8 protein-coding genes are annotated in these 14,309 nt (G+C 70.2%); 5 read left to right on the top strand and 3 right to left on the bottom strand.

Going from position 1 to position 14,309, the window contains the following annotated elements; translation table 11 throughout:
- Positions 1-151: 151 nt before the first annotated feature.
- From MKP15_RS16330 to MKP15_RS16340, 3 genes are all read left to right on the top strand, one after another.
- On the top strand, positions 152-1,096 hold the full coding sequence (locus tag MKP15_RS16330) for a DegV family protein (protein WP_161613232.1): 945 nt from the start codon (positions 152-154) through the stop codon (positions 1,094-1,096).
- Positions 1,097-1,165: 69 nt separating this feature from the next.
- On the top strand, positions 1,166-1,504 hold the full coding sequence (locus MKP15_RS16335) for a hypothetical protein (protein WP_104938067.1): 339 nt from the start codon (positions 1,166-1,168) through the stop codon (positions 1,502-1,504).
- Positions 1,505-2,191 carry an ATP-binding protein gene (locus MKP15_RS16340; protein ID WP_161613231.1) on the top strand — a complete coding sequence of 229 codons (687 nt, stop codon included), beginning with the start codon at positions 1,505-1,507 and terminating at the stop codon, positions 2,189-2,191.
- 507 nt (positions 2,192-2,698) lie between these two features.
- On the opposite strand, the gene fghA is transcribed toward MKP15_RS16340, so the two are convergent.
- From fghA to MKP15_RS16355, 3 genes are all read right to left on the bottom strand, one after another.
- Positions 2,699-3,529, bottom strand: coding sequence for an S-formylglutathione hydrolase (fghA, locus tag MKP15_RS16345; protein ID WP_240213435.1), 831 nt, complete (start codon positions 3,527-3,529; stop codon positions 2,699-2,701).
- Between the two features lie 51 nt (positions 3,530-3,580).
- Positions 3,581-4,690: an S-(hydroxymethyl)glutathione dehydrogenase/class III alcohol dehydrogenase gene (locus MKP15_RS16350; RefSeq protein WP_161613229.1), complete on the bottom strand. Its 1,110-nt coding sequence runs from the start codon at positions 4,688-4,690 to the stop codon at positions 3,581-3,583.
- 136 nt (positions 4,691-4,826) lie between these two features.
- Positions 4,827-5,102 carry a metal/formaldehyde-sensitive transcriptional repressor gene (locus tag MKP15_RS16355; protein ID WP_104938063.1) on the bottom strand — a complete coding sequence of 92 codons (276 nt, stop codon included), beginning with the start codon at positions 5,100-5,102 and terminating at the stop codon, positions 4,827-4,829.
- A gap of 814 nt (positions 5,103-5,916) precedes the next feature.
- Between MKP15_RS16355 and MKP15_RS16360 the strand changes: the two genes are divergently transcribed.
- Together MKP15_RS16360 and MKP15_RS16365 are read left to right on the top strand one after the other, a co-directional pair.
- A complete protein-coding gene (locus tag MKP15_RS16360; protein WP_240213436.1) occupies positions 5,917-7,458 on the top strand; it encodes a ShlB/FhaC/HecB family hemolysin secretion/activation protein in 1,542 nt (513 codons plus the stop codon).
- Positions 7,459-7,469: 11 nt separating this feature from the next.
- On the top strand, positions 7,470-14,216 hold the full coding sequence (locus tag MKP15_RS16365) for an MBG domain-containing protein (protein WP_240213437.1): 6,747 nt from the start codon (positions 7,470-7,472) through the stop codon (positions 14,214-14,216).
- Positions 14,217-14,309: the final 93 nt, after the last annotated feature.

Here is a 14,309-nt window from a genome sequence, read left to right on the forward strand (position 1 = left end):
CGCCCCCCGCCCCGGGCGCCCCCCCCCCCCCCGGCCCCCCCCCGCCGCCCCCCCCCCCCCCCCCCGGGGGGGGGGGGGGGGGCCCCCCCCCCCCACGCCGGTTTTGGGTTAGTGTGACCGCAGCCACACAACGCCCCGGGGGGACTCGAGCATGCGCATCGGAATCGTCGTGGATTCGGCCTGCGACCTGCCGGCCGACTTCATCCGCGAACACAAGCTGGTCCTGCTGCCGATCACCGTGCGCATCGGTGAGGCGGTGCTGGCCGACCACCGCGAGGAAGACGCCACCCTCAACTTCCTCGATACCCACGTCGCCGAACGCGGCGCCGAGGCCGAGACCATCCCGTTCAGCGTCAACCAGATCCGCGACCTGTTCCTGCAGCACCTGGTGATCGACTACGACCACGTGTTCTGCCTGACCATCACCAAGACCCGCAGCCCGATCCACGACAACGCGCTGCAGGCCAGTTTCGCCATCCTCAACGAGTACCGGCCGATCCGCCAGGCCGCCGGGCACAACTCGCCGTTCGCCCTGCGCGTGCTCGACACCCAGAACCTGTTCGCCGCCCAGGCGGTGACCGCGGTGGAGGCGGTACGGCTGCGCGATGCCGGCGCCGGCGTGGCGCAGATGCGCGAGCGGCTGGAAGAACTGGCCGGCAACGTGCACGGCTACATGGTCACCCGCGACCTGTACTACATGCGCGCCCGCGCCCGGCACAAGGGCGACCGCAGCGTCGGCCTGCTCACCGCCGCGCTGGGCAGCGCGCTGGACATCAAGCCGGTGCTGCACGGCTACCGCGGCGAGACCGCGCCGGTGGCCAAGATCAAGGGCTTCGACAACGCGGTGCAGCGGCTGTTCGGCTTCGTCGGCCAGCGCGTGGCCGCGGGCCTGCTGACCCCGGTGGTGTGCGTCAGCTACGGCGGCCCGCTCGACGAACTGCGCGCCCTGCCCGGCTATGCCACCCTGCGCGACACCTGCCTGGCGCACGGCGTGACCCTGCTCGAAACGGTGATGAGCCTGACCGGCATGGTCAACGTCGGCAAGGGCGCGGTGACGGTTGGCTTTGCCGACCAGCCGCACGCGTTCGAGAGCTGATCGGCGCCGGCGTGTACGCCGGCACCACGCCCGTTGCGCCACACTGGCCCCCACCCAAGGAGACCCCGCATGCCCGTGCACTATTCGATTTCGTTGCCCGATCCCGCCGCCGCGCGCGGCAGCGACCCGCGCCTGTCGTTCACCGCCAACGGTGCCGACACGTTCGCCGAGCAGTTGCAGGATGCCCTGCGCACGCCGGCGCTGTTCGAGCGCTGGCGCGCCACCCAGGAGGATCCCGACGACGTCGACCCGAGCTGGGGCGTGACCGATCCCGAGGCGACGGTCAGCGGCAGGCAATCGGACCTGCGCATCGACCTGGTCGCCATCACCCGCATTCCCGGCGACGTGCTCAAGCAGCGCCTGCGCTGGCTGGCTGGCAGCCACTGGGAACTGCGCGACGTACGCTGAGTGGCCACCCCGGTCCTGCTTTCCTGGAGCGGCGGCAAGGATGCCGCCTGGGCGCTGCACGCCCTGCGCCAGCGCCCGGACATCGAAGTCGTCGCCCTGCTGAGCACCCTCACCGAGGGCTACGAGCGCGCGTCGATGCAGGGCATACGCGAGGAAGTGCTGCGGCAGCAGGCGCACGCCGCCGGCCTGCCGCTGCTGCGCGCCTGGATCGCGCAGGACTGCGACAATGCCGGCTACCTGCAGCGCATGGGCCAGGCGCTTGAAGCCGCCCGCCTGCGCTGGCCGGCACTGCGTACCTTGGCCTTCGGCGACCTGCTGCTGGAGGACATCCGCCACTGGCGCCAGCAGCAGTACGCCGCGCTGGACTGGGACTGCCTGTTCCCGCTGTTCGGGCGCGATACCGCCACCCTGGCGCGGCAGATGATCGACGGCGGCCTGCGCGCGCAGTTGTGCTGCGTGGATACCCGGGTACTGGACGCCGCCTTCGCCGGCCGTGACTTCGACCACGCCCTGCTCGACGCGCTGCCGGCCGCCATCGATGCCTGTGGCGAGAACGGCGAGTTCCACACCTGCGTCAGCGCCGGCCCGATGTTCGCCGCGCCGCTGCGGTTGCGGCAGGGCGATACCGTGCTGCGCGATGCGCGCTACGCCTACACCGACTTCGCGGTGGACGAGACAGCACCGTGATCGCGGCCATCATGGCCACCGCGGCGCCGCGGCACTTCCGCGGCGGCTGACCCGGCCGCATCCCGCCAGGCCGACGGGAACGTCGGCGCAGACACGCACGGAGCGGCCGGCGGCGGACGCACAGGCGCGCGGTCCTCGCCCCGCAGCTGGCAGCGCTGCCGGACGAACCGGCCGCGCCGGTACCCGGGGCCCACGCACGGGCGGCGCAACGGTCGCGCATCACCGGCCAACCGCTCCCACAGGCCCGGCCGCTGAGCAGCGTCGTCCGCAGGCACCGCGCAGGAATACGTGACCGCTGGTCGCGCTGCCGGCCGTCACAGGCGTCCCGCACCTGCTCCGGCAGCTGTTGCCGCGACTGCCTGCGGCCACTGCAACCTCGTCCACGGCTCCGCCTGCGACAGCGACAGCGACAGCGACAGCGACGGTGCGCAGGCGGGGAGTCCGCCGCGGCGCGATGTGGCGCCGCGGACCGCCGCGGCCACACCGACGCCCCGCTCCCGCGGCGGCTCAGGCCAGCGCGCGGGCGTGATGGGCGATGTGCTCGCCGATGAAGCTGGCGATGAAGTAGTAACTGTGGTCGTAACCGGGCTGCATCCGCAGCTGCAGCGGATGGCCGGCGGCCGCGCAGGCGTCGGCCAGCAACTGCGGGCGCAGCTGCGGCGCGAGGAACTCGTCGGCGCCGCCCTGGTCCACCAGCAGCGGCAGCCGCTCCGCGGCCCCGGCCACCAGTGCGGTGGCGTCGTACTGCCGCCACGCATCGCGGTCCTGGCCGAGATAGGCGGCAAACGCCTTCTCGCCCCACGGCACCTGCGACGGCGCCACGATCGGCGCGAACGCCGACACGCTGCGGTAGCGCCCCGGGTTGCGCAGCGCGATCACCAGCGCACCGTGCCCGCCCATCGAATGGCCGCTGATCGCGCGCGCATCGCTGGCCGGGAACTGCGCCTGGACCAGCGCCGGCAGCTCGCTGACGACGTAGTCGTACATGCGGTAGTGCGGCGCCCACGGCGGCTGCGTGGCATTGAGGTAGAACCCCGCGCCCTTGCCCAGGTCGTAGCCTTCGGCATCGGCGACGTCGTCGCCGCGCGGGCTGGTGTCGGGCGCCACCAGGATGATGCCGTGCTCGGCGGCGTAGCGCTGCGCGCCGGCCTTGGTGATGAAGTTCTGCTCGGTGCAGGTCAGCCCGGACAGCCAGTACAGCACCGGCAGCCGGGCCCCGTCCTGCGCCTGCGGCGGCAGGTAGACGCCCAGCGTCATGTCGCAGCCCAGCACCTGGGAGCGGTGCCGGTACACGTCCTGCCAGCCGCCGAAGCAGGCGCGGTGTTCGATTCGTTGCATGGTTCTCTCCAGTCGCGCGGAGGCATGGCCGGGGCGTGCCCCGGCCGCCCCTCAGAAGTGGACGACGCTGCGGATCGACTTGCCTTCGTGCATCAGGTCGAAGGCGTCGTTGATCTGCTCCAGGCCCATGGTGTGGGTGACGAACGGTGCCAGTTCGATATCGCCCTTCATCGCGTCCTCGACCATGCCCGGCAGCTGGCTGCGGCCCTTCACGCCGCCGAAGGCGGTACCCATCCACTTGCGCCCGGTGACCAGCTGGAACGGACGGGTGGAGATCTCCTGGCCGGCGCCGGCCACGCCGATGATCACGCTCTGGCCCCAGCCGCGGTGCGCGCACTCCAGCGCCGCGCGCATCACGTTGACGTTGCCGATGCACTCGAAGCTGTGGTCCACGCCCCAGCCGGTCATCTCCACGATCACCTGCTGGATCGGCTTGTCGTGCTCCTTCGGGTTGACGCAGTCGGTGGCGCCGAACTGCCGGGCCAGGGCGAACTTGGAGGGATTGGTGTCGATGGCGATGATGCGCCCGGCCCTGGCCTGGCGCGCGCCCTGGATCACCGCAAGGCCGATGCCGCCCAGGCCGAACACGGCCACGCTGTCGCCTTCGGCCACCTTGGCGGTGTTGTGCACGGCACCGATGCCGGTGGTGACGCCGCAGCCCAGCAGGCACACGTGCTCCGGGTTGGCCTGCGGGTTGACCTTGGCCAGCGACACCTCGGCCACCACGGTGTACTCGGAGAAGGTCGAGCAGCCCATGTAGTGATGGATCGGCTGGCCGTTGTACGAGAAGCGGCTGGTGCCGTCGGGCATCACGCCCTTGCCCTGGGTGGCGCGCACGGCGGTGCACAGGTTGGTCTTGCCGCTCTTGCAGAACAGGCACTGCCCGCACTCGGCGGTGTACAGCGGGATGACGTGGTCGCCCGGCTTCACCGAGGTCACGCCCTCGCCGACCTCGACCACGATGCCCGCGCCTTCATGGCCGAGCACGCACGGGAACAGGCCTTCGGGATCATCGCCGGACAGGGTGAACGCGTCGGTGTGGCAGACGCCGGTGTGGGTGATCCGGACCAGCACCTCGCCCGCTTTCGGCGGGGCGACGTCGATCTCGACGATCTGCAGCGGCTGGCCGGGGCCGAAAGCGACGGCGGCACGTGACTTCATGGTTTTCTCCTGTAGCGGTTGTTCGGGTTCGGCGGTTGCAGTGGGCTGCCGGGGGGCGATGCGGCGCATCCATGCCCGGCCGCCATGCGGCCGGTGCGCAGCTGCGCAGGCAGCGCCGTCGTCGCCGGCGCTGCCCCTACTTGAGGTAAGAACGGATCAGGCCGGACATCTCGGCCACGCGCGCGGCGCGTTGCGCGTCCGACTGCGCCGGCTGGCCGAATTCCTCGCGCAGGTGCGCTTCCATCACTTCGGACATCAGCCCGTTGACGGCACCGCGGATGGCCGCGATCTGCTGCAGCACCGGCCCGCAGTCGGCCCCGGCCTGCAGCGCGCGCTCCAGCGCATCGCATTGCCCGCGGATCCGCCGCACCCGCGCCAGGACCTTTTTCTTTTCCTCGGGTGAATGCGGCATGCGCGGACTCCTATCCTGTACTGGGGGGCAGTATATTGGACGAAGGCCCGGCTGTCAGCGCTGCTGCGCACGCGTGCGGGCCGGCCTGGCCCGGGGCTGACCTGCGGAGCGGGTCCAGCGGGCGGCACGGAGCAGGACCCATGCCGCTCCTGGCACCCGGAGGGCGCGGACGCGGACGGCAGGCGCCAGCGCGCAAACACATGGGGTGCAGCCGCAGCGATGGGCGGCGCATCCGGCCATCGCTGCGGCCGCCGGATGCGCGGGTCCGCAGTGCCCGATCCACGCCGGGCCGCGCGCCGGTACCGGCGTGAACGAGCGGCCCCGGGCGCTCCCTCCGCGTCGCCGGGGACGCAACGCCCGGGTACCCCGGGCCGCCCCCGGGGGCGGCAATGCCCCGTGGAGTTCCGCGCCCGCAATGACACCTGCAGGGCGGGTCCGATGGCCCCCGGGCGACGGGCCCTGCGGCCGCATGGACCGCGGACGCTGGCCGTTTTCAGGGCCGGTCCCGCCCCTGCCGCGAAGCGGGTAATTCAAATTGCGATAGGGGTCACATATGATCCCGCCCACCTGCAAATCGGGTGATGCCATCGGGGCACTTTTCCCGGTTAGAAAGTAAGCCGGTCGCGTTCCCAGGCAAGCGCTCTCAAAACCACTGACGGATACCACGCTGATGCCTCTCAATGGCAGCAACACCCCGATTCGCGTCCCCCGTATCCACCCACTGCGTTGCGCCGTACTGGCCGCCGCGCTGGCGTGCGTCCTCAGCCCCTGCGCATGGGCGCAGGATGCCGCGCCCACCACGGCGCCTGCCACCGTGCATATCGCCCGCATCGCGGTCGAAGGCGTCGGCGAGCACCCGGACAGCGGCATCAGCCGCGCGGCGATCGATGCCGTCGCCAACCAGGCCCTGCGCGACATCAGCCCCACGCTGCCGGCAGCGCTGACCTTCGAGCAGATCAAACAGATCACCGCGCGCATCACCCAGGCCTACCGCGAGGCCGGCTTCCTGGTTTCGGTGGCCTACGTGCCGCCGCAGCAGATCGACGACAGCCAGACACTGACGCTGAAGGTGATGGAAGGCCGGGTCGGGCGGGTGCTGGTACAGGGCAGCCGGCGCTATCGCGACGACCAGCTCAGCGCCAGCAGCCTGGGCCTGATCGGTCGCCCGCTGCGCCAGGCGGAGCTGGAGCGCGCCCTTCTCTACGCACGCGACCTGCCCGGGGTGTCGGTCACCTCGGTGCTGCAGCCGGGCCAGAACGAAGGCGAGACCGACATCATCCTGGTCGCCCGCGACAGTGAACGCCCCTATGAAATCACCGCCGGCCTGAGCAACCACGGCACCGACAGCACCGGCCAGTACCGCGCCGAACTGGGCGTGAGCGCGTTCAATGCACTGGGCCTGGGCGACGTGCTCGCCGCAAGCGTCGGCTACGGGCTGGACCCGGCCAACAGCTGGCAGGCGGCGCTGTCCCTGAGCGCCCCGCTGGCAACGGTCGATGGGCTGAGCGCCATTGCCGGCGCCAGCCGCAGCGAGATCGAGCTCAACTCCGGGCCGTTCGCCGCCATCGGCATCAAGGGCCCGACCACGCTCTTCTACGCGGGCAGCGACTGGAAGTTCATCCAGCGCCCGGACCTGCAGGTCCAGGCGTCGGCGCGCTGGGTCCATGAGGAATCCAGGCTCGAGGGCCTGGACATCGAACTCTCGCGCCACACCTTCGACGTGGTCGAGGCCGGAGTGAGCCTGCGCCACACCGACCGCCGCTGGCGTGGCATGAACCTGGCGCAGCTGTCGGTGCGCAAATCCGTCAAGGATGGTTCCCCGGCCTTCAACTGGCTGTATGCCGCGCACGACTCCTACTTCTGGGTCAGCCGGCTGGCGCTGGCGCGCCTGCAGGCCCTGCCCGGCAACCAGCGCCTGCTGCTGCGCGGCAATGCCCAGTTCAGCGATGATGCGCTGACCCCGGTGGAGCAGTTCAGCGTCGGCGGACCGACCAGCGTGCGCGCCTATCCGCTGTCCACGGCACTGGGTGACCGTGGCGTGCAGGCGACCTTCGAGTACCAGGTCAGCGCGCCGGGCTTTGCCGACACGCCCTCGCCGTTCAATGGCCGTCGCTGGGGCGACCTGGTCGAACTGAACCTGTTCTACGACTGGGGCCGCACCTCCCCGGCAGCCGACAACCGCCGCATCGGCTTCCAGCCCACGACGCTGGAAGGCGCCGGTGTCGCGATCGGCCTGCGGCTGCCCTGGAAGCCGGAACTGCGGCTGGAAGTGAGCGGCGCCCGGCCTACGGGCAGCTACCGCGCCGCCGATGGACACAGCACCCAGTACTGGGCACGCATCAGCACCACTTTCTAAGGACACCGGCCATGAATCGCATCTACCGTCTCGTGTTCAACCGCGCCCTGGGCCAGGTCCAGGTGGCCTCCGAACTGGGTGCCTCTCCCGGCGCGACGAGCGGCGCCACGCGCCGCTTGCCGGCCGGCCCGCGGCTCACGCCACTGGCGCTGGGCCTGCTGGTGTCCATCAGCAGCCAGGGGCTGATGGCGCAATCGCTGCCGACCGGCGGCAACATCGTGTCCGGCAGCGGCCAGATCGGCGCGCCCGGCGGCAACCAGCTGGTCATCAACCAGGCCAGCGACAAACTGGCGATCAACTGGCAGAGCTTCAACATCGGTGCCGGGCAGAAGGTCACCTTCAACCAGCCCGGCGCGAACGCGATCGCGCTCAACCGCGTACTCGGCGTCGACGGCTCCCTGATCATGGGCCAGCTGGACGCCAATGGCCGGGTCTTCCTGGTCAATCCCAACGGCGTACTGTTCGGCGCCAGCGCCCAGGTGAACGTCGGCGGCCTGGTCGCCTCCACCCTGGGCATCAGCGACGCCGACTTCGCCGCCGGCAACTACCGCTTCAAGGGCGACGGCCGCAATGCGGCGGTGATCAACCACGGCTCGCTCAACACCCGCGCAGGCGGCGCCATTGCCCTGCTCGGCGGCAGGGTCAGCAACCACGGCGTGATCGTCGCCAACCAGGGCAGCGTGGCGCTGGCCGCCGGCGATGCCATGACCCTGGACTTCGCCGGCAACGGCCTGCTCAACCTGCGGGTCGATGAGGCCATGGTCGATGCCCTGGTGGAGAACCACCAGTTGATCAAGGCCGATGGCGGCCAGGTGCTGCTCACCGCCCACGCCGGCGATGCCCTGCTCAAGACCGTGGTCAACAATACCGGGGTGATCGAAGCCCGCACGGTGGGCGAGAAGGACGGCAGGATCCTGCTGATGGGCGACTTCGATGGCGGCGTGGTGAACGTCGCCGGCACCCTCGATGCCAGTGCCCCGGACGGCGGTGATGGCGGCTTCATCGAGACCAGCGGCGCCCACGTGAAGATCGCCGACGACGTCAGGATCACCACCCTGGCGCCCAACGGCAAGACCGGCGAGTGGCTGATCGACCCGTACAACGTGACCATTTCCAACGGCACAAGCTCCGGCATGGGCGGTTTCAACGGCAACGCCAACGACAGCGTGCTCAACGTCACCACCCTCAGCAACGCCCTGGCCAGCACCGGGGTGACGGTGACCACCGGCGTCGGCGGCAGCCAGGCCGGCAACATCACCGTGGACGCGCCCATCAGCTGGAGCGCCAACACCGTGCTGGCGCTCAACGCCGCCGGCAGCATCATCATCAACAAGGACATCACCGCCACCGGCAACAACGCCGGGCTGTCGCTGTCCTACAGCGGCAGCTACAGCCTGAACAAGGGCGCCCGCGTGACCCTGTCCGGCAGCAATGCCAGCCTCAGCCTGGCGGGCACCGGCTACGTCCTGATCCATGACATCGGTGCGTTGCAGAACATCACCAGCACCGGCTTCTACGCCCTGGGCAACGACATCGACGCCAGCGCCACCGCCAGCTGGAACGGCGGTGCCGGCTTCAACCCGCTGGACGGGGCGAGCACCAACTTCGCCGGCCTTGGCCACAGCATCGACAAGCTGACCATCAACCGCGGGCTGGAGAACGACGTCGGGCTGTTCCGCACCGTGAGCGGCAACGTTCGTGACCTGACCCTGTCCAATGCCCGCATCACCGGCCAGATGAACGTCGGCGGCATCGCCGCCACCCTCGGCGGCACCCTCAGCAACGTTCACATGACCGGCAGCGTGTCCGGCTCCAGCGCCTTCGTCGGCGGCCTGGCCGGCACGGTCAACAACGGCATCATCCGCTACTCGTCCTCTGCCGCCGACGTGACCGGCCTGACCGTGGTGGGTGGGCTGGCGGGCAGCGTGCAGAGCATTGCCATGGCCGACTCCTATGCCACCGGCTCGGTCACCGCCACGGTCAGCAACACCAGTGCGTTTGCGGGCGGGCTGCTGGGCGAGGTGATCTCCAGCGCGACGCTGACCAACACCTACGCCAGCGGCAAGGTCACCGGCTACACCACCACCGGCGGCCTGATCGGTGGCGGCTACCTGCCGACCATCATCGTCAACAGCAGCTACTGGGACATCAACAGCACCGGCCAGTCCAGCTCGCTGGGCGGCGGCACCGGCCTGACCAGCGCCGTGCGTAACCAGTCGGCCTACACCGGCTTCGACTTCACCAACATGTGGGTGATGTTCGAAGGCGATACCCGGCCGATGCTGCGCAACGAATACTCCACGACCATCTTCACCCCCCACGCCCTGCAACTGATGGGGCTGGACCTTAATGCCAATTACCGGCTGGGCACCGACCTGAGCCTGGCCAGCGCCATGGCCGCCAGTGGCGGCTACTACGGCGAGGTATGGGGTGCGTCGGGCTTCCGCCCGGTCGGCAGCAACGCACAGCAGTTCACCGGCAGCTTCAACGGACAGGGCCACAGCATCAGCGGCCTGGTCATCAACCGCGCGGCCACCGACTATGTCGGCCTGTTCGGCTACACCTCCGGCGCGACCCTGGCCAACGTCAGGCTGGTGGGCGGCAACGTCACCGGCAGAGACAACGTCGGTGCCCTGGTCGGCTACATGCAGGGCGGCACCCTCGGCAACGCGTCGGCCAGCACCACGGTCAGCGGCACCAGCACCAGCGAAGCCAACACCGGCGGGCTGGTGGGCACCAACGACGGCGGCGCCATCGCCGATGCCTCCGCCACCGGCAATGTCACCGGGGCCGGCTACCAGGTCGGTGGCCTGGTCGGCTTCAACGTCAACGGCGGCAGCATCACCCGCTCCCATGCCACCGGCAACGTCACCGGCACCAACACGACCGCCAACCTCGGCTATGTCGGTGGCCTGGTGGGCGCCAACGGCTACAGCGGCGATGGCGGTTCCATCAGCCAGTCCTACGCCACCGGCACGGTGCGGGCGTCGTCGGGGCCGGTCGGCGGCTTCGTCGGCCACAACGAAGGCAGCATCACCGACTCCTACGCCACCGGCGCGGTGATCGGCCAGGGCTCTGCGAGCAACATCGGCGGCTTCGCCGGGGTCAATTTCATCAACGGCACCATCAGCAACAGCTACTCCACGGGCTACGTCGCGGGCGGCAGCCAGACAGGCGGGTTCGTCGGCTACAACAACGGCACCAATGGCGCCATCAGCAACGCCTACTGGAACACCCAGACCAGTGGCCAGCCGCTGGCCGCAGCCGGTGGCCTGGTAAACGGGATCACCGGGCGTACCACCGCCCAGCTCCAGGGTGGCTTGCCGGCCGGTTTCTCCGCGTCCATCTGGGGCACCGGCGCCAACCTCTACCCGTATTTCAGCTGGCGCTACGGCACCACGCCCATCGCCATCAGCGGCAAGGCCTTCGGCAATGCCGGTGCCGCCGCCCTGGCGGGCGCGACGCTGACCGCCGTGTCCGGCGGCGTGGCCATCGGCAGCGCCAGCAGCGGGGCGGACGGCTACTACTACATCCTCGGCGATGCCAGCAGCCTGGACGCCAATGGCGCCATCGCCTACCTGGACGGCAACCTCGACACCGGTGCCGGCTTCGGCGACGTGATCGGCACCAACGGCATCCAGGGGCTGGACGTCTACAGCGCCGCCATGCGTCTGTTCACCGGCCAGGGCAGCCTCTCGGCGACCCGCAGCCGCTACCTGGCCGCGCGCGGCAGCCATGCCGACAGCGACCTCGCCTTCCTCTCGTACGGCGACTTCGCGAACCTCACCAGCAGCGGCTACGGCCTCTACCTGGCGGCCAGCGCCGCCAGCTACAGCCTGGACACCAACCTCGGTTCCGGCGGCCTGCTCAGCCTGGACAGCGGCGGCACCTTCGGCATCAGCGGCACCCGCCAGTTGTCGGCAGGCGGCAACCTCAGCGTCGCCGACCGCCTGACCTGGGGCGACAACGCCGGCCTGACCCTCAGCACCAGCAACGGCGGCAACGTCGTGCTGGGCGATGGCATCGATGCGGCCAACGGCAGCCTGGCCCTGTCCGCTGCCGGCACCGTAACCAGCAACGGGGGCGTCAACCTCGGCGTGCTGGATCTCACCGGCGGCACCTGGCGCCAGGTGGCGGCCAGCCTGCCCGGCTTCAGCGTCACCGACTTCCGCCTCGGCGCCGGCGCCACCTTCGTGCGCGCGCTGGGTGGCGATGGCAGCACCGCCACGCCGTACCGCATCACCGATGTCTACGGCCTGCAGGGCCTGGCGTCGACCAGCCTGGCGGGCAGCCGCTTCGTCCTGGCCAACGACATCAACGCCTCCAGCAGCGCGCTGTGGAACAGCGGCACCGGCTTCCTCTCCATCGGCAGCCTGGCCACCCCCTTCAGCGGCCGGCTCGACGGACAGGGACATCGCATCAGCGGCCTGGTCATCAACCGTCCGGGCAGTACCTACAGCGGCCTGTTCGGCTACAACGCCGGCTACGTCGGCAACCTCAACCTGGTGGGCGGCAGCGTGGCCGGCGGCAGCTACAGCGGCGCCGTGGTGGGCTACAACGCCGCCGGCGGGGTTATCGAGCGGGTCAGCAGCGACACCACCGTCACCGGCACGGGCAATGTCGGCGCCCTGGTCGGCAGCAACGCCGGAACCCTCAGCGAGTCGCTGGCCACGGGCAGCGCCGGCGGCGGCCTCAATGGTGGCGGCCTGGCCGGCAGCAACGCCAGCACCGGCGTCATCCGCGACAGCTACGCCACCGGCAGCGCCCAGGGCAGCGCCACCGCGGGCGGCCTGGTCGGGTTCAACGACGGCAGCCTGCTGCGTGTCTATGCCACCGGCACGGCCAGTTCCAGCGCGGGCGCGGTCGGCGGCCTGGTGGGCAGCAATGTCGGCACCGCCACCGGCAGCTTCTGGAACACCAGCAGCAGCGGCCTGGCCCAGGGCGTCGGCGCCGGCAACGGCAGCGGCATCTCCGGGTTGACCAGCGCCCAGCTCACCGGGCTGGCGCCCTTCGTGGCGGCCGGCTGGAGCATCGACGACGCCGGTGGCACGGGCGCCACCTGGCGCATGTACGAGGGCCACAGCGCGCCGCTGCTGCGCAGCTTCATGACCACGCTCAGCGTCAATGCCGGCAACGCCAGCAAGACCTACGACGGCAGCGCCAGCAGCAGCGTCGGCGCCCTGGTGTTCCCCGTCGGCTACGACCCGGCGCTGGTGTCCGGCAGCGCCGTCTACACCGCCAGCAGCGCCAACGCCGGCACCTACACCGGCGCCAACCTGCGTGCCAGCGGGCTCTATTCCAGCCAGTTCGGCTATGACATCGAGCTGCTCGCCGGCACCCTGACCATCGGCAAGGCCGGCCTGACCATCGCCGCCAACAACGGCAGCAAGACCTACGGCCAGGCGGGTGGTGTCAATGGCTTCAGCGCCAGCGGCCTGGTCAACGGCGACACCGTGTCCTCGGTCCAGCTGGCCTCGGCCGGCACTGCGGCCACCGCCAACGTCGGCAACTACACCATCACCGCCAGCAATGCCGCGGGCAACGGCCTGTCCAACTACGACATCACCTACGTCAACGGCACCCTGACCATCGGCAAGGCCGGGCTGACCATCACCGCCAACAACGGCAACAAGACCTACGGCCAGGCAGGCGGTACCAACGGCTTCACCGCCAGCGGCCTGGTCAACGGCGACACCGTGTCCTCGGTCCAGCTGGCCTCGGCCGGCACCGCGGCCACCGCCAACGTCGGCAACTACACCATCACCGCCAGCAACGCCGACGGCAGCGGCCTGTCCAACTACGACATCACCTACGTCAATGGCACCCTGAGCATCGGCAAGGCCGGGCTGACCATCACCGCCAACAACGGCAGCAAGGCCTATGGCCAGGCGGGCGGGATCAACGGCTTCACCGCCAGCGGCCTGGTCAATGGCGACACGGTGTCCTCGGTCGAGCTGGCCTCGGCCGGCACCGCGGCCACCGCCAGCGTCGGCAACTACACCATCACCGCCAGCAACGCCGACGGCAGCGGCCTGTCCAACTACGACATCACCTACGTCAACGGCACCCTGACCATCGGCAAGGCCGGGCTGACCATCACCGCCAACAACGGCAGCAAGACCTATGGCCAGACCGGCGGCATCAACGGCTTCACCGTCAGTGGCCTGGCCGATGGCGACACGGTGTCCTCGGTCCAGCTGGCCTCGGCCGGCAGCGCGGCCACCGCCAACGTCGGTGAGTACACCATCACCGCGAGCAATGCCGATGGCAGCGGCCTGTCCAACTACGACATCACCTACGTCAACGGCACCCTGAGCATCGGCAAGGCCGGCCTGATCATCACCGCCAACAACGCCAGCAAGACCATTGGCCAGCACTCACCGCTCAACGGCTACACGGCGCAGGGCCTGGTCAACGACGACACCATCGACGCGGTCAGGCTGTTCAGCGACGGCAGTGGCGTTAGCGCGCAGCCCGGCAGCTACGCCATCGTCGCCAGCGATGCGCAGGGGGCACGGCTGGGCAACTACGACATCACCTACCGCGAAGGAACGCTGGAGGTAAAGGGCCTGTCCGTCGCGCAGAACCTGCAGGTGGGCCGTGAAGTGGCCGCCAGCGTGCGCACGCCCGCAACCCGCCCACCCACCGCTTCGTCCGCCGCCGGCCTGTACCGCCTGGCCGATGCGGCCATCGCCCCGGCCAGCGACGCCTGCACGTCCCTGGAGGAGGTGCGCTGTCCCATCCGCCAGCCGGAATGACGGCGGGCCGGTGAAGGGAAAAGGCGCGTCTGTCGACGCGCCTTTTTTCTTTGTCCCGGGCAGTGCCGCGGCCGTTCCCCGGCGGCTTGCGCG

The organism is Stenotrophomonas sp. Y6, from assembly GCF_022436665.1.
Classification (GTDB): domain Bacteria; phylum Pseudomonadota; class Gammaproteobacteria; order Xanthomonadales; family Xanthomonadaceae; genus Stenotrophomonas; species Stenotrophomonas acidaminiphila_A.

Excerpts from the sequence above, each read along its gene's own strand:
- MKP15_RS16330 (WP_161613232.1), top strand. The coding sequence starts at position 152 with ATGCGCATCGGAATCGTCGTGGATTCGGCCTGCGACCTGCCGGCCGAC.
- MKP15_RS16355 (WP_104938063.1), bottom strand. The coding sequence starts at position 5,102 with ATGCCGCATTCACCCGAGGAAAAGAAAAAGGTCCTGGCGCGGGTGCGG.
- MKP15_RS16350 (WP_161613229.1), bottom strand. The coding sequence starts at position 4,690 with ATGAAGTCACGTGCCGCCGTCGCTTTCGGCCCCGGCCAGCCGCTGCAG.
- MKP15_RS16365 (WP_240213437.1), top strand. The coding sequence starts at position 7,470 with ATGAATCGCATCTACCGTCTCGTGTTCAACCGCGCCCTGGGCCAGGTC.
- MKP15_RS16335 (WP_104938067.1), top strand. The coding sequence starts at position 1,166 with ATGCCCGTGCACTATTCGATTTCGTTGCCCGATCCCGCCGCCGCGCGC.
- fghA (WP_240213435.1), bottom strand. The coding sequence starts at position 3,529 with ATGCAACGAATCGAACACCGCGCCTGCTTCGGCGGCTGGCAGGACGTG.